Consider the following 22,425-nt stretch of genomic DNA (forward strand, 5'->3'; position numbering starts at 1 on the left):
GCAGCCCACCGGCGTGCGCCCCCGGGCACGCCGTCGTCACCGAGCCCTGCGAGGATCGACCCATGCCCGACCTCACCGCCCTCGCCGCCGAGCACCTCGCCGCGGCCCGCACCGACCCGCACGGCCGCAGCGCGCAGCTCGTGGTGCACGACGGCGAGCTGCGGCAGACCGTCATCGCGCTGGTCGCGGGGGCGCGGCTCGGTGAGCACGCGTCTCCCCCGGCCGCGTCGCTGCAGGCCCTCCAGGGGCACGTGCGCGTCGAGGTCGACGGCGACGTGCAGCAGGACGTCGCGGCCGGCGAGCTGTGGGAGCTCACGCACGAGCGGCACTCGGTGCTCGCCCTGGCGGACAGCGTCCTGCTGCTCACGACCGTGACGAGCGTCGCCACGGGGTCGCACGGGTGACCAAGCCCGCCCTGCCGCCGCTCGTCGCGCCCGGTCCGCCGCTCACGGCGGAGCAGGTGGCCCGCTACGCGCGGCACCTCGCGCTCGACGAGGTCGGGGAGGTCGGCCAGCGCCGCCTGCTGGCCGCGCGCGTGCTCGTGCTCGGCGCGGGCGGCCTGGGCTCGCCGGTCCTGCTGTACCTCGCGGCCGCGGGGGTCGGCACGCTCGGCGTGGTCGACGACGACGTCGTCGAGGCCTCGAACCTGCAGCGGCAGGTCGTGCACGGCACGGCCGACGTCGGGCGGCGCAAGGTCGACTCGGCCGCCGACGCGGTGCGCGCGGTGGACCCCGCGGTCGAGGTCGTGACGCACGCCGTGCGCCTCGACGACGCCAACGCGCACGACGTGCTGCGCGGCTGGGACCTCGTGGTCGACGGCACCGACAACTTCGCGACGCGCTACCTCGTCAACGACGTGTGCGCGGAGCTCGGCGTGCCGTGGGTGTGGGGGTCCCTGCAGCGCGGTCACGCGCAGGTCAGCACGTTCTGGTCCGACCCGCCCGCGGGCGAGGGCGTCGACCTGCGGGACGTGTTCGGCGGCCCGCCGCCCGACGGCACGGTCGCGTCGTGCGCGGTCGACGGCGTGCTCGGCGCGGTCTGCGCCGCGGCGGGCGCGGCGATGGCGCTCGAGGCGGTCAAGCTCGTGTGCGGCACGGGGCGCACGCTGCTGGGCCGGGTCGCGGTGCACGACGCGTTCGCGGGCACGTGGCAGGACGTGCCGGTGCGTCGCCGCGCGGCGGCCGACGTACCCGTCCCCACGCGCCCCGGGCCCGGCACGCGCACCGGGCCCGACGCACGACCGGCGCGCGCCGTCCGGTCGGTCGGCGTCGGCGCCGGGACCGAGACCGCCGACGACGACGGCGCCCTGAGCGGCGTCGCCGAGGTGCTGCGGCTGCTCGCGTCGCGCCCGGACGTCGACGTCGTCGACCTGCGCGACGCGCCCGAGGCCGCCGCGGCCCCGCTGCCCGGCGCGCGTTCGGTGCCGTTCGCACGGTTCGCCTCCGAGCAGGGCCTCACCGAGCTCGACCCCGACCGACCGCTCGTGCTCGTGTGCCGCGTCGGTGCGCGCGCCGCCCACGCGGCGCGGCTCGCGCGCGCGGCCGGCGTGCACGACGTGCGTCACCTGCCCGGCGGGCTCGCGGCGTGGGCGCGCGTCGCGGCGGCGCGCGGCGCATGACGCGCGAGCGTCAGTGGTCGCCGCCCGCGAGCTGCGCGAGCGCGTGCGGCAGCACGCCGGCGAGCACCTCGAGCGCGTCGCGCACGGCCCCGGTGGACCCCGCGACGTTGACGACGAGCGTGCGCCCGGCGACCCCGGCCACGCCGCGCGAGAGCACGCCCGCGGCCACGCCGCGCCGCACGGCGTCGGCCCGCAGCGCCTCGGCGATCCCGGGCACCACGCGCTCGACGACCGCGAGGGTCGCCTCGGGCGTGCGGTCCCGCGGCCCCAGGCCCGTGCCGCCCGTCGTCACGACCAGCGCGACGCCCGCGGCCGCGGCGTCGCGCAACGCGCGCTCGACCGGTGCGCCGTCGGGGACGACCACGGCGTCGTCGACCGCGAGGCCCAGCTCCCGCAGGCCCGCGACGAGCAGCGGGCCGGAGCGGTCGGCGTACTCGCCCGCCGCGGCCCGGTCCGAGGCCGTGACGACGACGGCGCGCGGCGCGGGCGCGTCAGTCACGCGTCCACGTCCCGCTGCGCCCGCCGGCCTTCTCCTCGACCCGGATGTCCGTCAGGTGCGCGCCGCGGTCGACGGCCTTGACCATGTCGACCAGCGTGAGCCCCGCGGCGGCGACGCACGTGAGCGCCTCCATCTCGACGCCCGTGCGGTCGGCCGTGCGCACGGTCGCGTCGATGCGCACGCCGTCGTCGACGACATCGAGGTCGACCGTGACGCCGTGGATCGCGACGGGGTGGCACAGCGGCACGAGGTCGGGCGTGCGCTTGGCCGCCTGGATGCCGGCGATGCGCGCGACCGCGAGCGCGTCGCCCTTGGGCACGCCCTCGCCGCGCAGCAGCGCGACGACCTGCGGCGTGGTCACGAGGCGCCCCGTGGCGCGCGCGGTGCGCACGGTGACGTCCTTCTCGGCGACGTCGACCATGCGCGCGGCGCCGCGCGCGTCGACGTGGGTCAGGCGGTCGGACCGGCTCACGCGTCGTGCTCCCTCAGGTCGATGACGGTCACGGCGTCCCCCGCCGCGACGTGCGTGACGTCCTCGGGGACGTCGATCAGCGCGTCGGCGCGCGCGAGCGCGCCGAGCAGGTGCGAGCCGGGGCCGCCGACGGGCACGGCCACGGGCGTCCCGCCGGTCCAGTCCAGGCGCGCGCGCAGCAGCTGGCGACGCCCGGCGGGCGAGCTCAGCGCGTCCGGCACGCTGGCGGTCAGCCGGCGGCGGTGCACGTCGGACGCGCCGAGCATGCGGCGCAGCAGCGGCCGCACGAACACCTCGAACGACACGAAGCAGCTCACGGGGTTGCCGGGCAGGCCGAGCACGGGCGTGCCGTCCGGGAGCACGGCGACGGCCTGCGGCTTGCCGGGCTGCATGCGCACGTGCACGAGCTCGGCGCGCCCGCCCGCGAGCAGCGCGTCGCGCACGACGTCGTACGCGCCGACCGACACGCCGCCGGTCGTGACGACGACGTCGGCCCGCGCGGCCGCGTCGGCGAGCGCGGCCCGCACGCCGTCGACGTCGTCGCGCACCGCGGCGAGCAGCACGACCTCGGCACCGGCCGCGGCGGCCGCGGCGGCGAGCTGGGGACCGTTGGACTCGTGGATCTGCCCGTGCCGCAGCGGCGTCCCGGGCGGCACCAGCTCGGAGCCGGTGGACAGCACCGCGACGCGCGGCCGGGCGTGCACCGCGACGTGCGCGTGGCCCGTCGCGGCGAGCAGCCCGACGGCTCCGGCGCCGAGCACGTCGCCCGCCCGCAGCACGACGTCGCCGGCGCGCACGTCCTCGCCGCGGTGCCGCACGTGCGCCCCCGGGGCGACCACGTCGTCGACCCGCACGCGGGCCGTGCCGCCGTCGGTGAGCTCGACCGGCAGCACGGCGTCGGCGCCGCTCGGCACGGGCGCCCCGGTCATGATCCGCGTCACCGCACCGTCCGGGACGGTCACCTCGCGCGTGTCGCCGGCGGGGACGTCGTCGACGACGTCGAGCACGGCCCCGGGCCGCAGGTCCGCGGCGCGCACGGCGTACCCGTCCATGGCCGAGGAGTCCCACGGCGGCAGGTCGACGCCGCTGCGCACGTCGACCGCGAGCGCGCGTCCCGCGGCCTGCGCGAGCGGCACGGTGACGGTCGGCAGCGGGCCCGCGAGCGCGAGGACGGCGGCCGCGTGCTCGTCGAGCGGACGGACGACGCGCGGAGCCAGGTCGGCCCGCGCGGGAGGGACCTCGACCATGCGCCCAACCTATCGCCGGCGGCACCGCGCCCCGGACCGCCCGCGACCGGCCTTCGTCGGTGCGGTCCGTACCATCGTGGGATGCGAGCCGTGAGCGCCGCGGGCGGCTCGGAGCCGCGCGCGCAGGGACTGGCGGACCGGTACGGCCGGGTCGCCACCGACCTGCGCGTGTCGCTGACCGACCGGTGCAACCTGCGGTGCACCTACTGCATGCCGGCCGAGGGTCTGCCGTGGGCGCCGGACGACACGGTGCTGACCGACGCCGAGGTGGTGCGGCTCGTGCGCGTCGGCGTCGAGCGGCTCGGCATCCGCGAGGTCCGGTTCACGGGCGGCGAGCCGCTGCTGCGGCGCGGGCTCGAGGGCATCGTGGCGGCGACCACGGCGCTGCGCACGCCCGACGGCGCACGGGTGCGCACGGCCCTGACGACCAACGCGCTGGGGCTCGACAAGCGCGCGCGCTCCCTGGCCGAGGCCGGGCTGGACCGTGTCAACGTGTCGCTGGACTCGCTCGACCCGCAGCGGTTCGCGCGGATCGCGCGGCGGGACCGGCACGCCGACGTGCTCGCGGGCCTCGCGGCCGCGGTCGAGGCGGGCCTGACGCCGGTCAAGGTCAACGCGGTGCTGCAGCGCGGCGTCAACGACGACGAGGCCGTGCCGCTGCTCGCCTGGGCGCTCGAGCACGGCTACCACCTGCGCTTCATCGAGCAGATGCCGCTCGGGCCGCACGGCTCGTGGCGGCGCGAGGACCTCGTGACGGCGCGCGAGATCCTCGACGCGTTGTCGGCGGCGTACGACCTGGTCGCCGAGCCCGACGGCTCCCGCGGCGGGACTCCGGCCGAGACGTGGACGGTCCGCGGGCACGCGGGAGCGACGGTCGGCGTCATCGGCTCGGTCACGCGCCCGTTCTGCGGCGCGTGCGACCGGACGCGGCTGACGGCCGACGGGCAGGTGCGCAGCTGCCTGTTCGCGCGCGAGGAGGACGACCTGCGCGGGCTGCTGCGCGGCGGGGCGGACGACGCGACAGTCGCGGACGCGTGGCGCGCCGCGCAGCGCGGCAAGGCCGCCGGGCACGGCATCGACGACCCGTCGTTCCTGCAGCCGGCCCGCACGATGAGCGCGATCGGGGGATGACGACGGTGGATGGCACGACAGGCGCGACGACCGGGACGCGCACGGTCGAGGTGCGGTACTTCGCGGCGGCGGCCGAGGCCGCGGGACGCGACGCCGAGCGGGTCGAGGTCCCCGCCGACGCGACCGTCGGTGGGCTGCTGGACCTGCTGGCGGCCCGCCACGGGGACGCGCTCGGTGCGGTCGCGGCGCGCTGCGCGCTGCTGGTCGACGGCGTGCTGCACCGCGACCGGGACGAGCCCGTGGGCACGCCCGCGCGCGTCGACGTGCTGCCGCCGTTCGCGGGCGGCTGAGCGTCCGTGGCGGTCGCGGCGCGCGTCAGGCGCTGTTGACCCACTCGTGGCCGCCGGCGGTCAGGTCCTGCCGCTTCCACACCGGCAGGTGCTCCTTGACCTCGTCGACGAGCAGCGCGGCCGTCTCGAACGCCTCGCGGCGGTGGGCCGCCGACACCGCGACGCCGAGCGCGCACTCCCCCACGGCGAGCGCGCCGACCCGGTGCACCACGGCGACGGCGTCGACGGCGCTACGGGCCGTGACGTCGGCGACCACGCGCGCGATGACGGCGCCCGCGTCGGGGTGGGCGACGTACTCCAGCCCGGTCACGCCCTGGCCGTGGTCGTGGTCGCGCACGACGCCCGCGAACGTGACGACGGCTCCGGCGGCGGCGTCCCCGACGGCGGCGGCGAGCGCGGCGACGTCGACGGGTGCGGTCGTGACGTCGGCGACGACGACGCGACGCGCCGGGGGGTGCAGGCGCGAGGTGTCCTGGGGCACGGGTCCAGGGTAGGCAGCCCGCCCCGCAGCGCCGCATCGAGCGCGGCGCACCGCGCACACGTCCCGCAGATGCGGACACCCACGGCGTTCTCGCCCGCATCTGCGGCCACCACCTCGTACTGTGGGCGCATGCCGACCTACCGCGTGAGCGAGGCCGCGACCCTCCTGGGCGTGAGCGACGACACCGTCCGCCGCTGGATCGAGGCGGGACGGCTCGCGTCGACCCGCGACGCCACGGGGCACCACGCGGTCGACGGCGGCGCGCTCGCCCGGCTCGCGCAGGAGCTCGGCACCGAGCCCGAGCCCGGCAGCGACCAGCGCTCGACCCGCAACCGGCTGCGCGGCATCGTCACGCGCGTCGTGCGCGACACCGTCATGGCGCAGGTCGAGATCCAGGCGGGCCCGTACCGCCTCGTGTCGCTCATCAGCCGGGAGGCCGCGGACGACCTGGGCCTCGAGCCCGGCGTCGTGGCCGTCGCGTCCGTCAAGGCGACCAACGTGGCCGTCGAGCACGTGGAGACCCGGTGACCGGCCGGGACGCCGCGCTGCCGCGGCGCGGGCCGGCGGGCCGTGGCACGCTCCGCACGGCACCGGTCGCCCTGCTCGTGGCCGCGCTCGCGCTGACGGGCTGCTCCTCGACCGGCGCCGCCGCCCCGGACGCCGGACCGACCGCCGCGACCCCGGCGCCGGGCGCGAGCACCGCCGTACCGCCCGGGGACACACCCGGGGAGACGCTCGAGGGGACCCTCGTGGTGCTCGCCGCGGCCTCGCTCACGGACGTCGTGACCGACCTCGCCGCCACGCTCGAGGCCGACCACCCCGGGCTCACCGTGCGGACGAGCTTCGGCGCCAGCTCGGCGCTGGCCACGCAGGTCGTCAGCGGCGCCCCGGCCGACGTGGTCGTCACCGCGAGCCCCGCGACCATGACGACCGTGACCGACGCGCTCGGCGGCGACCCCGTCGTCGTGGCGACCAACCAGCTGCAGATCGCGGTGCCCGCGGGCAACCCCGGCGGCGTCACCACGCTCGCCGACCTCGCCGACCCCGCGCGGACCGTCGCGCTGTGCGCCGCCGAGGTGCCGTGCGGCGCGGTCGGCGCCCAGGTCCTCGCGAAGGCCGGCGTGACGCCCGCGCCCGACACGCTCGAGCAGGACGTGCGCGCGGTCCTGACGCGTCTGCGGCTCGACGAGGCCGACGCGGGCCTGGTGTACCGGACCGACGTCATCGCGGCCGGCGGCGCGGTCGAGGGCATCGACGTCCCCGCCGACGTCCAGGTGCCGACCGACTACCCCGCGCTGGCCCTGCGCGACGCACCGCACCCGCGGGCCGCCGCCGCGTTCGTCGCGCTGCTCCGGGGTCCGGTCGGCCGACAGGCGCTCGAGGACGCCGGGTTCGACGTCCCGTGACGACACCCGCCCCCACCCGGTCCCCGCGGGCACCCGGCAGGGCGTCCGCGAGGCCGCGGGCCGACGTCGACCGACGAACCGCTCGGCGCGCGCGACCCGCGGTCGGCACGCTCGTCCTCGGTGCGCTGGCGGTAGTCGGGCTCGCGCTGCTCGTGCTGCCGCTCGTGGCGCTGCTCGCCGCGACGCCGTGGGGCGACATGGCCGCCCTGGTCGCCGACCCGGCCGTCGTCGAGGCGCTGCGGCTGTCGGTCGTCACCGCGGCCTGCACGACGGTGGTCTGCCTCGTCGTGGGCGTGCCGCTGGCCTGGGTCCTGGCCCGGGACGACGTCCCGGGCGGCCGGCTGGTCCGCTCGCTGGTGACGGTGCCGCTGGTGCTGCCGCCCGTCGTGGGCGGCGTCGCGCTGCTGCTCCTGCTGGGCCGCCGCGGGCTGCTCGGGTCGCGGCTGGACGCGTGGTTCGGCGTGACCGTCCCGTTCACGTCGGTCGCGGTCGTCCTGGCCCAGGTGTTCGTGGCGCTGCCGTTCCTCGTGCTCACCGTCGAGGGCGCGCTGCGCGGGGCCGACCGCCGTCGCGCCCTCGTGGCCGAGACGCTCGGCGCGTCCCCCGCCTACGTCCTGCGCCGCGTCACGCTCCCGTCGGTCGCCCCCGGCGTCGCGGCCGGTGCGGCGCTGTGCTTCACGCGCGCGCTCGGGGAGTTCGGCGCGACCGTCACGTTCGCCGGGAACTTCCCCGGCACCACGCGGACGGTCCCGCTCGCGGTCTACCTCGCGATGGACGCCGCACCCGAGCAGGCCGTGGCCATGTCGGTGCTGCTGCTCGTCGTGTCCGTGGCGGTCCTGGTCGCGATGCGCGGACGCTGGGTCGGCGGACTGCCCGGCCGCGGCCGCACGCGCCGGGGGAACCGATGACGCTCGACGCGCACGTCGTCGCCGAGCGCGGGGCGCTGCACCTCGACGTCCGGCTGAGCGTCCCGCCGGGACGGGTCCTCGCCGTCATGGGACCGAACGGCAGCGGCAAGACCACGCTGCTGGAGTCCCTCGCCGGGATCGCCGCCCTGGCTGCGGGGCACGTGCGCCTCGGCGGGACCGTGCTCGACGACGCCGCGACGGGTGCGACGGTCGCGCCGCGGCACCGTCGGCTCGGCGTCGTGCTGCAGGACGGGCTCCTGTTCGGTCACCTGTCGGCGCGTGAGAACGTCGCGTTCGGGCTGCGCGCGCAGGGCGCGCGGGCACGTGCGGCGCGCGCGTCCGCCGACGCGCTGCTGGCCGACCTCGGGCTCGCCGCCCACGCCCGGGCACGCGCCGACCGGCTCTCGGGCGGCCAGGCGCAGCGGGTGGCGCTCGCGCGCGCGCTCGCCGCGCAGCCCCGCGCGCTGCTGCTCGACGAGCCGTTCGGCGCCCTCGACGCCGGGACCCGCACGCACGTGCGCGCCGTCGTCCGGCGCCACGTCGCCCGCGGCCTGCCGACGCTGCTCGTCACGCACGACCTGCGCGACGCGCTCGACCTGGCCGACGAGCTGCTCGTCCTCGAGGACGGCCGCGCGGCGCAGCGGGGCACGCCGCAGGAGGTCGCCGCCGACCCCGCGACGTCCTACGCGGCGCGGGTGGCCGCCGCGCTCGCGTGACACGTAGCGTGGCGGCGTGACCCTCGCGCCCGCCGTCGCCGTGGTGCTGACCGGCGGCACGGCGCGCCGCATGGGCGGCGTCGACAAGACCGCGCTCGACGTGGGGGGACGCCCCGTGCTCGACCGCCTCCTGCTCGCCCTGGGCGACGTGCCGGTCGTGGTGGTGGGCCCGCCGCGCGACGTCCCGCGCGGCGTGCTCTGGGCGCGCGAGGACCCGCCCGGCGGCGGGCCGTTCGCCGGCGTCGCCGCCGGGGTCGCTGTCGGTGCCGCCGCCCACCCGCGGGCACGGGTCGTGGTCGTCGTCGCGGGCGACCAGCCGTTCGCCGGGGACGTGGTGCCGTCCCTGCGCGACGCGCTGGAGCGCTCCGACGCCGACGCGGCCGTCGCGGCCGGACCCGACGGGCGGCCGCAGCCGCTGCTGGCCGCCTACCGGCTCTCGGCCGTGCGCGACGTCCTCGCGGACGCGCCGGACGGCCGCCCCGCGCGGCACCTGCTCACCGGGCTGCGCACGGTCGTGGTGGCCGTCGACGAGCGCACGACGCTCGACGTCGACGACCCGGCCGCCCTCGCGGCCGCGCGCGACGCAGCGCTCAGGCCGAGGTCGGCTCCCACGCCCTGACGAGGGCGTCGACCTGTGCGAGCCCGTCGCGCACCGCCGCGGCGGGGTCCTGCCCCTCGGCCGCGGCGCGGCCGGCGGCGAGCCCCACGAGGTACGCCGTCAGCGGCGCGCCGGGGCGCACGACCCCGTGCGCGACGTCCCTCACCATGTCGAGCACGTCGTCGGTCGTGGCGGACACGAGGTCCGGGTCCACGCCGAGCGCCGGCACCACGTCATCCATCCACCGCTGCAGCGCGTCCATCGCGACCTCCGTCCGCGAGCAGCCTAGGCGTCGTCGGCCGACGTCCGCTCCCCCGCTGCCGCGAACGCGCGCTCGCGCGCCCGGGCCGCGATCGCCTCGACCGTGTCGGCCTGCTCGCGCGAGCGCGCCACCAGCGCGTCGAGCCGGTCGGCGTCCAGCCCGAGCACGTCGGCGTGCTCGCGCAGCGTGACCCACCCCAGGCGCTTGCCCTCGAGGCCCGAGCGCAGGATCTCGAGCTCGAGCACGAGCGACAGCGGCGAGCGGCGGGTCCACCGGCCGTCGGGCTTGAGGCGCGCGACACGCTCGGCGAGCGCCGCACCGAGGTGCTTCCAGCGCGACATCGTGAACCCGAGGTCGCGCGCGGTCGCCTCGTGCACGTCGCGCTCCTCGCGCAGCTGGCGCGCGAGCTCGGCGAGCAGCGGGGCGTCGGCGCCCGCGTCGGGGTTGCGGCTCATGCGCGCGACCCGCGCGGACACCGCTGTCGCGCCGGTGACGTGGTCGTTGATGTAGGTGCGCACGAGCTCAAGGTCGATCGGCGCGTCGGCGTGCTCGGTCATGGTGGCCTCCAGGGGTGCACCACGATCCTGCGGGCCACGCGCGCGGGCCGCACGCGCAGGCCGCGAGCCCACGCCCGGACGGGCGCGGGGTCAGACGTGCTCGGACGAGGGCGCGGGGGGCGGCCCGGCCTGCTCGGCCTCGCGCTCGACCATGCGCGCGCGCCGCGACGACGCACGCGGCCGGTAGACGATCCGCGAGTGGAACGTGAACCGCACGACGAACGCGACGACGAGGGTGATCGCGGTCGCGAGCACCGCGGCGACGTGCATCGTCTCGACCAGCACGGCCATGACCGGCATCCGCACGACCGTCTCGACGTTGTTGAACGTGAACGACTGACCGAAGCGGGCCCACGCGCCCTTGCCCTCGTCGCGCAGGTCGCGGAACACGAACCGCTCCTGCAGCAGGAAGTTCCCCACGATGGTCGCCTCGGCCGCCACGATCGCGGCGGGCAGCCACGTCATGCCGAGCGACGTCAGGAGCGCGACGATCGCGATGTTGGCGAGCGCGCCGAGGCCGCCGATGATCGCGAACCGCGACATGCGCCCGAAGCGCAGGCCCGCGAGCTGCCACAGGAAGTGCAGGCCCTGCGCGAGGTTCGCCTTGGACTCGCCCGCGTAGCGGGCGCCGAACACGAACGGCACCTCGACGACGCGCATCGGGTGGCGGGCGAGGATCTCCAGCAGGATCTTGAAGCCCCGCGGCCGCAGCGCGTCGACGTCGACCGCCGCGCGGCGGACCACGAAGAAGCCGGTCATCGGGTCGGAGCAGTCCCGCAGGCGCACCGGGAACATCGCGCGGGTCACCGCGGTCGACGTCGACGACACCGCCTGCCGCGCCGCGTTCGCCAGGCCGGCGCTCGAGCCCTCGCCGACGTACCGCGACGCCACGACCACGTCGACCTCGGGCTCGCGCGCGCGGGCGACCATCGTGGGGATGAGCTCGGGCGGGTGCTGCAGGTCGCCGTCCATGACCAGCACGTACGGCGCGTGCGAGGCCCGCAGGCCCTCGAGCACGGCGCCGCCCAGGCCCCCGGTCGGCACGTCGCGGTGGACGACCCGCACGGGCAGCTCGGCGCCGGGAGCGACCCGACGCACCTCGTCGGCGGTGCCGTCCCGCGAGTCGTCGACGAACAGCAGCTCGGCGTCCAGGCCGCGGGTCGCGACGCCGACGCGCCGCACGAGCTCGGCGACGTTGGGTGCCTCGTTGAACGTCGGCACCACGACGGTCACCTGCGGGCCCGTCGGCTCGGGCGCTGCGGTCATGGCTGGGCCTCGCTCGTGGTCGCTGTCGTGTCCCGCGTCGCCGTCGGCGCGGTCGTGCCACGGTAGCCGACGGACCTGGGCGCGCACCGGGCGACGTCGGGACTAAACGCTTCACCCCAGGCCGCGCCGCGCACCGTCCCCGGCGGCCGACCGGGGACGCCAGCCCCGGCGCGACAGCGCCGCGGGCTGCTGCCAGGCTGACCGCGTGCGACGCGACGTCTCGACCCACCTCGTCCTGGACGTGACCGCGTCCGCCCGGCTCGTCCTCGAGGTCGCCGCGGCGCACGCGGCGCCCGACGACGAGCACCTCGACGTCAGGTCGGACGGGCGCGCCGTCGACGTGCGCGAGGTGCGCGACGCGCACGGCACGCGGCTGCACGTGCTCGAGGCGGGACCCGGCGAGCTGGCCGTCACCTACCGGGCCACCGTCGCCGACCCGGCCACGCCCACGGGCGCCGGCTCGCCGCCGCAGGACGACGCCGACGCGCTGCTGTACCTGCGTCCGAGCCGGTACTGCGAGTCCGACGTGCTCGCGCCCACGGCGCGCGCCGAGTTCGCCGGGCTGGCGGGGGCCGACCTGCTCGCGGCGGTCGCGTCGTGGGTCGGCACGCGGCTGGCGTACGTGCCGGGGTCGAGCCTGCCCACCGACGGTGCCGTGCGCACCCTGCTGGCGCGACGTGGCGTGTGCCGCGACTACGCGCACCTCGTGGTCGCGCTGCTGCGCGCGCTCGACGTGCCCGCACGCGTCGCGTCGGCGTACGCGCCCGGGCTCGACCCGATGGACCTGCACGCGGTCGCCGAGGCGCTCGTCGACGGCCGGTGGTGCGTCGTGGACGCGACCACGCTCGCGCCGCGCGGCTCGCTCGTGCGCATCGCGACCGGCCGCGACGCGTCCGACACGGCGTTCCTGTCCGTGCACGGGGGCGTCGCCGCGCTGCGCACGCTCGAGGTGACGGCCGTCGCCGACGCGCTGCCGGATGATGACGTGCGGGACCTCGTGACGCTCGCCTGAACGCCCGTCCGCGTGCTGTGACCCCGCCCACACGCGCTCGATGAGCCGAGGTCGGACCCTGCTGGCACTCTGAGCCCATGCAGATCTGGCCCGGACGCCCCTACCCCCTCGGCGCCACGTACGACGGCACGGGGACCAACTTCGCCCTGTACTCCGGCGTCGCCGAGCGGGTCGAGCTGTGCCTGCTCGACGACGACGGCTCCGAGACGCGCGTCGACCTGCCCGAGGTGGACGCGTTCGTCTGGCACGGCTACCTGCCGCAGATCGCGCCCGGCCAGCGCTACGGGTACCGCGTGCACGGCCCGTACGACCCCGCGCAGGGGCACCGCTGCGACCCGTCGAAGCTGCTGCTCGACCCGTACGCGAAGGCCATCGACGGCCAGATCGACGGCGACCCGTCGCTCTACTCGTACACGTTCGGCGACCCGGACACGCGCAACGAGTCGGACTCCGCCGCGCACACCATGACGTCGGTGGTCGTGAACCCGTTCTTCGACTGGGGCCACGACCGCCCGCCGGGACACCAGTACCACGAGACGATCCTGTACGAGGCGCACGTCAAGGGCCTGACGATGCAGCACCCGGCGGTGCCGGAGGAGCTGCGGGGCACGTACGCCGGGATCGCGCACCCCGCGGTCATCGAGCACCTGGCGGACCTGGGCGTGACCGCGATCGAGCTCATGCCGGTGCACCAGTTCGTCAACGACCCCTCGCTGCAGGAGAAGGGGCTGTCGAACTACTGGGGCTACAACACCATCGGGTTCTTCGCGCCCCACAACGGCTACTCCTCCATGACCGGCGCGGGTCAGCAGGTGCAGGAGTTCAAGTCGATGGTCAAGGCGCTGCACGCGGCGAACATCGAGGTCATCCTCGACGTGGTCTACAACCACACCGCCGAGGGCAACCACATGGGCCCGACGCTGAGCTTCCGCGGGATCGACAACGCGGGGTACTACCGGCTGGTCGACGACGACCCGTCGCACTACTTCGACACCACGGGCACGGGCAACTCGCTGCTCATGCGCTCGCCCGCGGTGCTGCAGCTCATCATGGACTCGCTGCGGTACTGGGTCACCGAGATGCACGTCGACGGCTTCCGGTTCGACCTCGCTGCGACGCTCGCACGTCAGTTCCACGAGGTCGACCGCCTGTCGGCGTTCTTCGACCTCGTCCACCAGGACCCGGTCGTGTCCCAGGTGAAGCTCATCGCCGAGCCGTGGGACCTCGGCGAGGGCGGGTACCAGGTGGGCGGGTTCCCGCCGCTGTGGACCGAGTGGAACGGCAAGTACCGCGACACGGTGCGCGACTTCTGGCGCGGCGAGCCGTCGACGCTCGGCGAGTTCGCGAGCCGCCTGTCGGGCTCGTCGGACCTCTACGAGCACACCGGCCGCCGCCCCATCGCGAGCATCAACTTCGTCACGGCGCACGACGGCTTCACGCTGCGCGACCTCGTGTCGTACAACGACAAGCACAACGAGGCGAACGGCGAGGACAACCGCGACGGCGAGAGCCACAACCGGTCCTGGAACTGCGGCGTCGAGGGCCCGAGCGACGACCCCGAGGTCGAGCGGCTGCGCGCGCGCCAGCAGCGCAACTTCCTCGCGACGCTGCTGCTCTCGCAGGGCGTGCCGATGCTCGCGCACGGCGACGAGCTCGGCCGCACGCAGGGCGGCAACAACAACGGCTACTGCCAGGACAACCCGATCACGTGGGTGGACTGGGACCTGGACGAGGCGCAGCAGTCGCTGCACGAGTTCACGCGGCGCGTCGTCCACCTGCGCCGCGACCACCCCGTGTTCCGGCAGCGCCGGTTCTTCGCCGGCGCCGCCGAGCACGGCGGCGAGTCCGACCTGCGCGACATCGCGTGGATGACGCCGTCCGGTGCGCACATGTCCGACGAGGCGTGGGGCTCCGACCACGCGTTCGCGGTCATGGTGTTCCTCAACGGCGACGCGATCGACGAGCCCGACGCGCGTGGCGAGGAGGTCGTCGACGACTCGTTCCTGCTGCTGTTCAACTCGCACTGGGAGAAGAAGCAGTTCCAGCTGCCCGGTGCGGAGTACGGCGCGGTGTGGACGGCGGTGCTCGACACCGACGGCCAGGTCAAGGCGGGGCGCGAGGTCCGGTCGCGCGGCCGCGTGACCCTCGCGCCGCGCTCGATGGTGCTGTTCACCCGGCCGCCGGAGCGCGAGCTGCCCGGGGCCTCGGGCAGCGGCGCGGCCGCGAGCGCGGGCCGCGAGGCGACGCGGATCGCCAAGGGGCAGGTGTGAGCGAGGACCGCGCGGTCCCCGAGCGTCGCACGGTGCGGCCGGGGCACCCGGTCCCGGTCTCGACGTACCGCGTGCAGCTCGGGGCCGACCTCACGTTCGACGACGTCGCGACGCGCGTGCCGTACTACGCGTCGCTCGGCGTCACGCACGTGTACCTCTCCCCCGTGCTGACGGCGGCCCCCGGGTCGACGCACGGGTACGACGTGGTCGACCACGACCGGGTGTCCGACGTGCTCGGCGGCGAGGACGGGCTGCGGCGGCTCGCCGCGGCGGCGCACGACGCGGGCCTGGGCCTCGTGCTCGACGTCGTGCCGAACCACATGGCCGTGCCCACCCCCGTGTGGCACAACCGCGCGCTGTGGTCCGTGCTGACCGACGGCCCCGACTCGCCGTACGCGGCGTGGTTCGACGTGGACTGGTCGGCGGGCGACGGCGCGGTGCTCATGCCCGTGCTGGGCGACCGCATCGGCGCCGTGCTCGCGGCGGACGAGCTGCGGCTCGTGGAGGAGGACGTGCCCGGCGTCGGCCCGTCCACCGTGCTGCGCTACCACGACCACGTGTTCCCCGTCCGGGCGGGCACCGAGGCGCTGCCGCTGGCCGAGCTGGTCGAACGGCAGCACTACCGGCTCGCGTACTGGAAGGTCGCCGACGAGGAGCTGAACTATCGGCGGTTCTTCGACGTCGGGACGCTCGTCGCGGTGCGCGTCGAGGACCCGGACGTGTTCGACGCGACGCACGCGCTCACGCTGCGGCTGCTGCGCGACGGCGTCGTGGACGGCCTGCGCATCGACCACCCCGACGGCCTGGCCGACCCCGCGGGGTACCTCGCGCGGCTGCGCGAGGCGACCGACGGCGCGTGGGTCGTGGTCGAGAAGATCCTCGCGGGCGAGGAGGAGCTGCCCGACGACTGGGCGACGGCCGGCACCACCGGGTACGAGGCGCTGTGGCGCGTGCAGCAGACGTTCGTCGACCCGGGCGGCGCGGCGCAGCTCGGCTCCGTGATGCACCGCCTCACGGGTGACGTCTCCGACGCGTTCGCGGAGGTCGAGGAGCAGGCCAAGCGCGAGATCGTCGACGGGCCGCTCTACGCCGAGGTGCACCGCCTGACGAACCTCGCGGCCGCGATCTGCCACGACGACCTGCGGCTGCGCGACCACACGTGGCGCGCGCTCGAGGACTGCCTGGTCGAGCTGCTCGTCGCGTTCGACCGGTACCGCGCGTACGTCGTGCCGGGCGAGACGGTCGCCCCCACGTCGGCCGCGGTGCTCGCCGCCGCGGGCGCGCGCGCCCGGCGGCGGACGGGCCCCGAGCGCGAGGCCACCATGGACGTGCTGCTGGACCTGCTGTCCGGCCGCGAGGCCGGGTCGGCGGGTCGCACGCGCGACGCCCGGCGCGACGAGCTCGTCGTGCGCTTCCAGCAGACCTGCGGCGCCGTCATGGCCAAGGGCGTCGAGGACACCGCGTTCTACCGCTGGACCCACCTGGTCGCGCTGTGCGAGGTCGGCGGCGAGCCCGCCCGGTTCGCCACGACGCCGACCGACCTCGCGGCGTGGGCGGCTCGCGCGCAGGCGACGGCACCGCTCGGCATGACGACGCTGTCGACGCACGACACCAAGCGCGGCGAGGACACCCGCGCGCGCCTGGGCGTGCTGTCGGAGCTGCCGCGCGAGTGGGCGGCGCTGGTCGAGGAGCTGCGCCGCGCGTCGGCCGGGTACCGGGGGACGCTGCTCGACGGGCGCACCGAGTACCTGCTGTGGCAGACCCTGGTGGGCACGTGGGCCGACGACGGCCCGATCGCCGAGGACCGCCTCGTGGAGTACCTCACCAAGGCGATCCGCGAGGCGAAGTCCCGCACGACCTGGACGGCGCCCGACGCGGCGTACGAGCGCGCGGTGCTCGACACGGCGCGCACCGCGCGCACCGACCCGGCCGTGCTCGCCCTGCTCGGCGACTGGGACGCCCGCACGCGCGAGGCCGTGCGTGCCGCGACCCTCGGCACCAAGCTCGTCCAGCTCACGCTGCCGGGGGTGGCCGACGTCTACCAGGGCACCGAGGTGCCCGGGCCGACGCTCGTCGACCCCGACAACCGGCGCCCGGTCGACGCCGACGCGCTCGCCGCACGCCTCGCGCGGCTCGACGACGGCGCCGGCCCGCGGGGGCTCGCCGACGAGAAGATGCTCGTGACCTCGCGGGCCCTGCGCGTGCGACGGGACGTCGCCGACGCGTTCGTCGGGCCCGAGGCCGGGTTCGTCGCACTGCCGCACTCCTCGGGCCACACCCTCACGTACGCGCGCACGGCCGCGGGGGCTCCGCGGGTCGTGGTGGTCGCGACCCGGCTCGCGGCGGCCGTCGAGCGGCTCGGCGGGTGGGCGGACCACACGGTCGCGCTGCCCGAGGGCACGTGGCACGACGTCCTCGGCGACCGGGTGCTGCCCGGCGGCGTCCGGCCCGTGGCCGACGTCCTCGAGCGCCTGCCGGTCGCGCTGCTCGTGCACGAGGCGACCTGACCGGCGCCGACGGCAGCACCGACCTGAGCGTCGGACCGACCCGGTCCGACGTCCCGACGAGGCCCCGGGGGGGGACCACGTGCCACTGACTCCGCGCCTGTGGGCGCCGTTCGCCGAGCGCGTCGAGCTCGTGCTGCCCGCGACGGGCGACCGCTCGGCGCTGCAAGCCCAGCCCGACGGCTGGTGGGCGGCGGACGTCGCGCTGACGCACGGCACCGACTACGCGTTCTCGCTCGACGGCGGGCCGCCGCGCCCCGACCCGCGCGGCACGTGGCTGCCCGACGGCGTGCACGGCGCGTCGCGCGTGTTCGACGTCGACCGGTTCGCGTGGACCGACGACGGGTGGAGCGGCGTCGACGTGCGCGGTGCCGTGACGTACGAGCTGCACGTCGGCACGTTCACGCCGCAGGGCACGCTCGCGGCCGCGGCGGACCGCCTCGAGCACCTCGTCGCGCTCGGGGTCGACGTCGTCGAGCTGCTGCCCGTCGCCGCGTTCAACGGACGGCACGGCTGGGGGTACGACGGCGTCGCGCTGTCGGCCGTCCACGAGCCGTACGGAGGTCCGGCCGCGCTGCAGGCGTTCGTCGACGCGGCGCACGGGCACGGGCTCGCGGTGTGCCTCGACGTCGTGCACAACCACCTCGGACCGTCGGGCAACTACCTGCACGAGCTCGGCCCGTACTTCACCGACACGCACCAGACGCCCTGGGGCGACGCGATCAACCTCGACGGCCCCGGCTCGGAGCACGTGCGCCGGTGGATCTGCGACTCGGTCCTCGGGTGGGCGCGGGACTTCCACGTCGACGCGTTCCGGCTCGACGCCGTGCACGCGCTGCGCGACGACTCGCCGCGCCACCTGCTCGCGCAGCTCGCCGACGAGGTCGCGGAGCTGTCCGACCGGCTGGGACGCCCGCTGGGCCTGGTGGCCGAGTCCGACCTCAACGACGTCGTGAGCCTGCGTCCCACCGCCGCGGGCGGCTGGGGCATGACCGGGCAGTGGGCCGACGACGTGCACCACGCCGTGCACGCGCTGGTCACGGGCGAGCGGCACGGGTACTACGTCGACTTCGGCACGCCGGACGCACTGGTCACGGCGCTCACGCGCGTGTTCGTGCACGACGGCGGCCCCTCGACGTTCCGTGGCCGCCCGTGGGGCGCGCCCGTGCCCGCGGACGTCGACGGCCACCGGTTCGTCGTGTTCGACGCCAACCACGACCAGGTCGGCAACCGCGCGCTCGGCGACCGCCCCTCGACGCGCCTCGACGCCGGCGGGCTCGCGGCGCAGGCCGCGCTCGTGCTGCTCTCCCCCTTCAGCCCGCTGCTGTTCATGGGCGAGGAGTGGGGCGCGACCACGCCGTGGCTGTTCTTCACCGACCACCCCGAGCCCGAGCTCGCGGAGGCGGTGCGCGAGGGCCGCACCCGCGAGTTCGGCGGGCACGGCTGGCAGGACCTGTACGGCGGCCCGGTCGACGTGCCCGACCCGCAGGACCCGGCGACATTCGCGGCGAGCGTCCTCGACTGGGACGAGCCGGCACGTCCCGAGCACGCGCGGCTGCTCGAGTGGTACCGCGTGCTCGTGGCGCTGCGACGCGCCGTGCCGGACCTGGGTTCGGGCGACCGCTCGCGCACGGTCGTCGACGTGCACCCCGCGCAGGGTGCCGACGACGGACCGTGGCAGGGGGTGCTCGTCGTGCACCGCGGTGCGGCGCGCGTCGTCGTCAACCTCGCGCACGTCGCCGCCGCCGTCCCGGTGCCGGTCGAGCGGCCCGTGCGCGTCGTCGCCGACTGGGACGGCGGGGTCGTGCGGCCGCCCGCCACGGCCGGCGACCCGCTCGTCGTGGAGGTGCCCGCGCGCGCCGTCGTCGTGCTCGCGTGACCCGCGCGTCGCGTCGACGCGGTCGGCGGATCACCCGGGGCGGGTGACGCGGCGCGGCCCTCGACGCGCCCACCCTGGGGTGACGGCCCCCGGGCGACGTGCCGGGGGCGCGCGACGACGAGGAGACGACCGTGGCCACTCTCAGCGTGTGGAGGTTCGAGACCCCGGAGGGGGCGGAGCAGGCGGAGCAGGCGCTCCTGGAGCTGCAGAAGCAGGAGCTCATCCAGGTCCAGGACGCCGCGACCGTCTCGTGGCAGCCCGACAAGAAGAAGCCGCGGACGCGCCAGGCGCACAACCTCGCGGCCGTGGGTGCGCTCGGGGGCACCTTCTGGGGTCTGCTGTTCGGCCTGCTGTTCTTCATGCCGCTCGTCGGTGTCGTGATCGGCGCCGCAGCAGGCGCGGTGGGCGGCGCGCTCACCGACGTCGGCATCGACGACGACTTCATCCGCTCGGTCCGCGAGAAGGTCACGCCGGGCACGTCGGCGCTGTTCCTGCTCGCGACCACGAGCGTGCCGGACCGCGTCGTGAGCGCGCTGCGCGAGCGCGGCATCCAGGGCGAGCTGCTGCAGACCAACCTGTCGCACGAGGACGAGGCGCGGCTGCGGGAGGCGTTCCAGGAGAACGTCTGACGCCGACGTGGCACGCCGGCGCACCGGCGTCGGGCGCGGTCAGAGCAGACCGCGCTCGACGGCGGTGCGCACCGCGTCGCGCCGGCTGGTGACGCCGAGCTTGCGGTAGACGGATCGCACGTGGGTCTTGACCGTGTTGGGCGACACGAACAGCGCGGCACCGATCTCCCCGACGGTCATGTGCGACGGGAGGCACGCGAGCACGTGGCGCTCGCGCTCGGTGAGCCTGTGCCCGGGCTCGCGCGACACGCCGCCCGGGCCGTCGGCCGTGAGCAGCCGGGTCACGAGGTCCTCGTGGGCGCTGCCTCGCCCCAGGTGGGCCAGGAGCAGGCGCCGCAGGGCGGCCGCGCGGTCGCGCAACGGACGGACGACGCCCTCGGCCGCCGACGCGGCGAGGGCGCGCTCGAGCGCCGCGTGCGCGTTGCGCGGGTCGTCGTGCAGCAGCGCGCGCGCCACGTGCACCGCCACCAGGTCCGCGACGTGCCAGGAACCCTGACGGGCGTCGTCCGGGAGCACGCTCCACGCGGCACGCCGCTCCCCCGCGCGCAGCAGCATCTCGCTGCGCCGGCAGGCCCCCGCCACCGACGTGAACGCCGGGTCGGTGCGTCCGACGAGCGCGAGCGCGTCCCCGGTCGCCCCGCTGGCCAGGCGCACGCTCGCCGCGAGGAACGGCCGCGACACGCCGGCGGGACCGCGCGCGGCCGGCGGTGCCGCGTCGAGCGTCGCGAGGGCCGACGCCACCCCCGCCGCGTCGCCCTCCGCGACGCCGACGTGGACGAGCACGGCGGCCGCCCGAGCCACGAGCTCCGGGCGCGCGGTACCGTCCCTCAGGACCGCGGCGAGCGCGCGGCGGGCCGTCGCCACGTCGTCGGTCCACCACGCCACCAGGCCCTCCGCGAGGTGCGCCGCCACGACGGCCGGGGCGGCGGCCGGGCCGAGCGCCGCGGCCTCGGTGAGCACGGCACGAGCCCGGCGTCGCGCCTCGCCGAGTCGCGACGTGCGTGCGCACGCGAGCGCGTGCTCCGCGCGGCACGCGAGCGCGAGGACGGGCCAGCCACGGACCGCGGCGACCTCCGCCGCGTCGGCGAGCGCCTCGCGCACGAGGACCGGCGCGTCCACGCCGCACCGTTCGCCCGGGACGCCCACCGGCGGCGTCCCCGGGGCGTGCAGGGCCGCCCGCCCCACGAGGTACGTGAGCACGGTGCCCGTCGCGTCGCCGCGCCGTGCGGCGTCCCGCAGCGCGGCCGGTGCGCCGGCGTGCCCCACCCCGCCGAGGGCCTCCGTCACGCGTGCCGCGAGGTCCGCGCGCGGCTGCGTACGCACCGCCTCCGCGACGGCCTGCGCGGCCGCCAGCTCGTCCGAGGGCCGCTCGCTCGTACCGGTCCCCTCGCCCGCGCCGTCGCCGGACACGTCGCCGGTCACGTCGCGCAGCGACGGCGCGCACCGTCGGACCGTGTCGGCGAGCCGTCCGCGCGCCAGGAGCTCGGGCCAGCGCTCCGCGAGCAGCTCGGTCGCGACCGACGGCGCGTGCGCCTCGACCGCGTGCTGCACCGCGGCGTCGGCGTCCACGGCCGCCAGCTGCCGCGCGAGCACCGCGTGGACCGCACGGACCACGCCGGGCTCGGTGCGCGCGACGAGCTCGCGCACGTGCCACGCGAGCAGGTCGTGCCACGCGGCGGACGGGGCGGTCGGCCGGACGCCCGGGGCGGGGAGCAGACCGCGCGCGACGCACTCGTCGAGCGCGCGTGCACCGCCCGGCACGAGCGCCTCGGCGACGTGCGCGTCGGCGACGTGACCGACGCACGCACGGCGCAGGAACGCGTCGGTCGCGGGCGGCAGACCGCCGAGCACCTCCTCGCGCACGTAGTCGCCGATCGGCACGTCCGCCGGGCGCAGGGGCCGCGCCGCACGGGCTCGGTGCAGCAGCCCGGCGGCCCACGCGGCACGGACCGCTGCCGGCCACCCGCCCGTCACCCGCCACACGTCCGCGACGGCGCGCGGGTCGACGGCCCGCGCACCCCACGCCCGCAGGAGCGCACCGGTCTCGCGCTCGGTGAGGGCGAGGACGGCGGGCCCCACCTCGGTGACGTCGCCCGCCAGGCGCGCGCGGTGCAGCGCGAGGTCGGGCACCGTCCGGCCCACCAGCACGAAGCGCGGACCGGGGAGACGGAGCAGCTCGGCCGCCGCACGGCGCGCCGACGGCGAGGCGAGCACGTGGGCGTCGTCGAGCACGACGACTGCTCCGGACGGCAGCGCTCCCAGCACGTCCGCGAGCTCGTCCAGCATCCGCCCGGGCGCGCCGTCGGCGGCGGCCACGGCCGCCGTGCGCGCGGACGGGTGGGCGCGCGCGACCGCGTGCGCCACGGCACCGAGCACGCGGCACGCGTCCGCGTCGAACGCGTCGGCCGTGACCCACGCGACGCCGCCGCGCTGCGTGGCCCATCGCCTCACGGCCGTGGTCTTGCCGAAGCCGGGCGGCGCGGTGACCAGCACGACCGGCGCCCGCACCACCGCCGCGGCGATCGCGGCCGTGCAGCGGGGACGCTCGACGGCGAGCGGCGCGGCGGGGACGCGGGCGTAGCGCGCGACGGACGGCGTCGCGTGGTCGGCGATGGTCACGGTTCCTCCCTCGGGTCGTGCGGGCGCGGTCGGTGGCCCGCTGGCGGTGCGGGTGGCGCGG

General features: G+C 77.0%; 22 protein-coding genes. 14 read left to right on the top strand and 8 right to left on the bottom strand.

The window, feature by feature from the left end:
* The first annotated feature begins 62 nt into the window (after positions 1-62).
* Positions 63-404, top strand: a complete 342-nt coding sequence (locus E4A51_RS16330) for a cupin (RefSeq protein WP_046528302.1) — start codon at positions 63-65, stop codon at positions 402-404.
* Entirely contained in the window at positions 401-1,618 is a 1,218-nt protein-coding gene (locus tag E4A51_RS16335; RefSeq protein WP_134852383.1) for a ThiF family adenylyltransferase, read from the top strand. The genes E4A51_RS16330 and E4A51_RS16335 overlap by 4 nt, the downstream gene beginning before the upstream one ends.
* Positions 1,619-1,628: 10 nt before the next feature.
* Here E4A51_RS16335 and E4A51_RS16340 read toward each other — a convergent pair whose 3' ends face one another.
* The 3 genes from E4A51_RS16340 to glp are packed head-to-tail and all read right to left on the bottom strand — an operon-like array spanning position 1,629 to position 3,836.
* Positions 1,629-2,117 (bottom strand): molybdenum cofactor biosynthesis protein B, encoded by a 489-nt coding sequence (locus E4A51_RS16340; RefSeq protein WP_046528300.1) that lies wholly within the window; start codon positions 2,115-2,117, stop codon positions 1,629-1,631.
* A complete protein-coding gene (gene moaC / locus E4A51_RS16345; RefSeq protein ID WP_167748944.1) occupies positions 2,110-2,589 on the bottom strand; it encodes a cyclic pyranopterin monophosphate synthase MoaC in 480 nt (159 codons plus the stop codon). Before moaC ends, E4A51_RS16340 begins: the two co-directional genes overlap by 8 nt.
* Entirely contained in the window at positions 2,586-3,836 is a 1,251-nt protein-coding gene (gene glp, locus E4A51_RS16350) for a gephyrin-like molybdotransferase Glp (protein WP_134852384.1), read from the bottom strand. The genes moaC and glp overlap by 4 nt, the downstream gene beginning before the upstream one ends.
* 81 nt (positions 3,837-3,917) lie before the next feature.
* Here glp and moaA point away from each other — a divergent pair, with 81 nt between their 5' ends.
* Together moaA and E4A51_RS16360 are read left to right on the top strand one after the other, a co-directional pair.
* Positions 3,918-4,967 (top strand): GTP 3',8-cyclase MoaA, encoded by a 1,050-nt coding sequence (moaA, locus tag E4A51_RS16355; RefSeq protein WP_070319097.1) that lies wholly within the window; start codon positions 3,918-3,920, stop codon positions 4,965-4,967.
* Positions 4,964-5,257: a MoaD/ThiS family protein gene (locus E4A51_RS16360; protein WP_070319096.1), complete on the top strand. Its 294-nt coding sequence runs from the start codon at positions 4,964-4,966 to the stop codon at positions 5,255-5,257. The genes moaA and E4A51_RS16360 overlap by 4 nt, the downstream gene beginning before the upstream one ends.
* A 25-nt stretch (positions 5,258-5,282) precedes the next feature.
* On the opposite strand, the gene E4A51_RS16365 is transcribed toward E4A51_RS16360, so the two are convergent.
* Complete coding sequence (locus E4A51_RS16365; RefSeq protein ID WP_070319095.1) at positions 5,283-5,738, bottom strand: molybdenum cofactor biosynthesis protein MoaE; 456 nt, start codon at positions 5,736-5,738, stop codon at positions 5,283-5,285.
* 129 nt (positions 5,739-5,867) lie between these two features.
* Here E4A51_RS16365 and E4A51_RS16370 point away from each other — a divergent pair, with 129 nt between their 5' ends.
* The 5 genes from E4A51_RS16370 (at position 5,868) to E4A51_RS16390 (ending at position 9,387) form a co-directional block, all read left to right on the top strand.
* Entirely contained in the window at positions 5,868-6,266 is a 399-nt protein-coding gene (locus E4A51_RS16370; protein ID WP_070319094.1) for a molybdopterin-binding protein, read from the top strand.
* Positions 6,263-7,144, top strand: coding sequence for a molybdate ABC transporter substrate-binding protein (gene modA / locus E4A51_RS16375; protein WP_233421069.1), 882 nt, complete (start codon positions 6,263-6,265; stop codon positions 7,142-7,144). The genes E4A51_RS16370 and modA overlap by 4 nt, the downstream gene beginning before the upstream one ends.
* Positions 7,145-7,290: 146 nt before the next feature.
* On the top strand, positions 7,291-8,052 hold the full coding sequence (locus E4A51_RS16380; RefSeq protein WP_370297511.1) for an ABC transporter permease: 762 nt from the start codon (positions 7,291-7,293) through the stop codon (positions 8,050-8,052).
* Complete coding sequence (locus tag E4A51_RS16385; protein ID WP_070319092.1) at positions 8,049-8,768, top strand: ATP-binding cassette domain-containing protein; 720 nt, start codon at positions 8,049-8,051, stop codon at positions 8,766-8,768. Before E4A51_RS16380 ends, E4A51_RS16385 begins: the two co-directional genes overlap by 4 nt.
* 16 nt (positions 8,769-8,784) lie before the next feature.
* A complete protein-coding gene (locus E4A51_RS16390) occupies positions 8,785-9,387 on the top strand; it encodes a molybdenum cofactor guanylyltransferase (RefSeq protein ID WP_070319091.1) in 603 nt (200 codons plus the stop codon).
* Here the strand turns inward: E4A51_RS16390 and E4A51_RS16395 are convergent.
* The 3 genes from E4A51_RS16395 to E4A51_RS16405 all read right to left on the bottom strand — a co-directional run bounded on the left by E4A51_RS16395 (position 9,359) and on the right by E4A51_RS16405 (position 11,451).
* Positions 9,359-9,628 carry a DUF6457 domain-containing protein gene (locus E4A51_RS16395; protein WP_046528292.1) on the bottom strand — a complete coding sequence of 90 codons (270 nt, stop codon included), beginning with the start codon at positions 9,626-9,628 and terminating at the stop codon, positions 9,359-9,361. The two genes, E4A51_RS16390 and E4A51_RS16395, sit on opposite strands and share 29 nt — an antisense overlap.
* Before the next feature lie 23 nt (positions 9,629-9,651).
* On the bottom strand, positions 9,652-10,185 hold the full coding sequence (locus E4A51_RS16400) for a hypothetical protein (RefSeq protein WP_046528291.1): 534 nt from the start codon (positions 10,183-10,185) through the stop codon (positions 9,652-9,654).
* Positions 10,186-10,275: 90 nt separating this feature from the next.
* Positions 10,276-11,451, bottom strand: a complete 1,176-nt coding sequence (locus E4A51_RS16405; protein WP_070319090.1) for a glycosyltransferase family 2 protein — start codon at positions 11,449-11,451, stop codon at positions 10,276-10,278.
* A gap of 205 nt (positions 11,452-11,656) precedes the next feature.
* On the opposite strand from E4A51_RS16405, the gene E4A51_RS16410 reads away from it, so the two are divergent.
* From E4A51_RS16410 to E4A51_RS16430, 5 genes are all read left to right on the top strand, one after another.
* Positions 11,657-12,463 carry a transglutaminase family protein gene (locus E4A51_RS16410; protein WP_070319089.1) on the top strand — a complete coding sequence of 269 codons (807 nt, stop codon included), beginning with the start codon at positions 11,657-11,659 and terminating at the stop codon, positions 12,461-12,463.
* Positions 12,464-12,540: 77 nt separating this feature from the next.
* Positions 12,541-14,733, top strand: a complete 2,193-nt coding sequence (glgX, locus tag E4A51_RS16415) for a glycogen debranching protein GlgX (RefSeq protein ID WP_070319088.1) — start codon at positions 12,541-12,543, stop codon at positions 14,731-14,733.
* Positions 14,730-17,240 carry a malto-oligosyltrehalose synthase gene (gene treY / locus E4A51_RS16420; RefSeq protein WP_134852386.1) on the top strand — a complete coding sequence of 837 codons (2,511 nt, stop codon included), beginning with the start codon at positions 14,730-14,732 and terminating at the stop codon, positions 17,238-17,240. Before glgX ends, treY begins: the two co-directional genes overlap by 4 nt.
* 85 nt (positions 17,241-17,325) lie before the next feature.
* Entirely contained in the window at positions 17,326-19,116 is a 1,791-nt protein-coding gene (gene treZ / locus E4A51_RS16425) for a malto-oligosyltrehalose trehalohydrolase (protein WP_134852441.1), read from the top strand.
* Between the two features lie 131 nt (positions 19,117-19,247).
* On the top strand, positions 19,248-19,745 hold the full coding sequence (locus E4A51_RS16430) for a DUF1269 domain-containing protein (protein ID WP_070319121.1): 498 nt from the start codon (positions 19,248-19,250) through the stop codon (positions 19,743-19,745).
* A gap of 39 nt (positions 19,746-19,784) precedes the next feature.
* On the opposite strand, the gene E4A51_RS16435 is transcribed toward E4A51_RS16430, so the two are convergent.
* The gene (locus E4A51_RS16435; protein ID WP_134852387.1) at positions 19,785-22,364 is read right to left on the bottom strand and encodes a LuxR C-terminal-related transcriptional regulator; all 2,580 of its coding nucleotides are present in this window, start codon (positions 22,362-22,364) and stop codon (positions 19,785-19,787) included.
* Positions 22,365-22,425 lie beyond the last annotated feature (61 nt).

Source organism: Cellulomonas sp. HD19AZ1, from assembly GCF_004535805.1.
Classification (GTDB): Bacteria; Actinomycetota; Actinomycetes; order Actinomycetales; family Cellulomonadaceae; genus Cellulomonas; species Cellulomonas iranensis.

Coding starts and splice junctions, on each gene's coding strand:
- E4A51_RS16330 (WP_046528302.1), top strand. CDS start 63: ATGCCCGACCTCACCGCCCTCGCCGCCGAGCACCTCGCCGCGGCCCGC.
- glp (WP_134852384.1), bottom strand. CDS start 3,836: ATGGTCGAGGTCCCTCCCGCGCGGGCCGACCTGGCTCCGCGCGTCGTC.
- moaA (WP_070319097.1), top strand. CDS start 3,918: ATGCGAGCCGTGAGCGCCGCGGGCGGCTCGGAGCCGCGCGCGCAGGGA.
- E4A51_RS16360 (WP_070319096.1), top strand. CDS start 4,964: ATGACGACGGTGGATGGCACGACAGGCGCGACGACCGGGACGCGCACG.
- E4A51_RS16370 (WP_070319094.1), top strand. CDS start 5,868: ATGCCGACCTACCGCGTGAGCGAGGCCGCGACCCTCCTGGGCGTGAGC.
- E4A51_RS16385 (WP_070319092.1), top strand. CDS start 8,049: ATGACGCTCGACGCGCACGTCGTCGCCGAGCGCGGGGCGCTGCACCTC.
- E4A51_RS16395 (WP_046528292.1), bottom strand. CDS start 9,628: ATGGACGCGCTGCAGCGGTGGATGGATGACGTGGTGCCGGCGCTCGGC.
- E4A51_RS16400 (WP_046528291.1), bottom strand. CDS start 10,185: ATGACCGAGCACGCCGACGCGCCGATCGACCTTGAGCTCGTGCGCACC.
- E4A51_RS16405 (WP_070319090.1), bottom strand. CDS start 11,451: ATGACCGCAGCGCCCGAGCCGACGGGCCCGCAGGTGACCGTCGTGGTG.
- glgX (WP_070319088.1), top strand. CDS start 12,541: ATGCAGATCTGGCCCGGACGCCCCTACCCCCTCGGCGCCACGTACGAC.